This is a genomic window from Amycolatopsis sp. cmx-8-4 (assembly GCF_046548675.1).
Classification (GTDB): Bacteria; Actinomycetota; Actinomycetes; order Mycobacteriales; family Pseudonocardiaceae; genus Amycolatopsis.
In genome coordinates, this window is sequence record NZ_JAEBDZ010000096.1 from 1 (window position 1) to 955 (window position 955).

Annotated in this window: 1 protein-coding gene; it reads right to left on the bottom strand. The window is 65.2% G+C overall.

The genetic code is table 11. The features are described from left to right. Nucleotides 1-184 precede the first annotated feature (184 nt). Nucleotides 185-559, bottom strand: coding sequence for a response regulator transcription factor (locus ACLJQZ_RS48555; protein WP_410628513.1), 375 nt, complete (start codon nt 557-559; stop codon nt 185-187). Between the last annotated feature and the right edge of the window lie 396 nt (nt 560-955).

The window sequence follows — 955 nt, forward strand, 5'->3', positions numbered from 1 at the left end:
CGGGACTGGCCGCGCCCGGTGGACGATGCGGTGGAAGCCAGTGATCAACGCGTTCGCCATCACGTTCGGTGACCGCTGGCCGGGAGCCGAGACCTACTGATCAACAACGCCGGAAACACCGATCACGAGACAGACCCGGAACGACCACATGCCCGGCTGTTGAGTGAGAACAGTGCAGGTGTGGTCATCGCGGGTTCCGTAGGGGGCGGACGGCACGACGTGACGGTGCGGACGTGATCTGCCGCGGCGGCGCCGGGACATCACGGCGATTCAGGTGCGCCGGAACGGACTCGCACAGCGGCGGAGTGGACGACGTCGGCACAGCCTGCGTGAGGGGTACGTGCGGCGTCAGGCATTGGAGGATGCCGGTGTGGTACGCGTTGGCGACGGCTTGGGCGCGGTTGCGGGCTTTCAGTTTCGCGAAGATGTTCTTCATGTGTGTGCGGATCGTCTCGGGCGATCGGTGCTGCTTGAATCCTATTTGGATGTTGTTCAAACCCAGGGCTACGTCGTCGAGGATTCCTCGTTCGATGGCGGTGAGTTCGGTTGAGCGGGGCATGGTCGGACCTCCGAGGATGAACGGCTGGGGGCAAGGGGAGGCTGGTCGGGCAGCGGGGCGCGTGCGGTGCCCGACCAGCCCCGAACCGGGATTCGGCTCGCCCGGGGAAGGCGTGTCGAACTCGGGGATTCCCGGTTCATTCAGGTGGCTTCGTGCAGGGGTTGTGCGTGGACGACCCGGGACACCCAGGCCCTGCCGCGGAGCCTGGTCACGTGGCTGAGGCCACGCGCATCCCGCGAGGCCGGCGGTGCCCGTAGCGCGATGGGCGGCTAAGCAGGTTGCCAGAAGTTGTGTCCGTAACTCGCCGAAGTTGATGTCTCCGCAACGTGAAGAGCCTCGTCAGGTTGGATTGGGTTACCACACTCAACACGACCCGACGAGGCCTTCACCAGTATG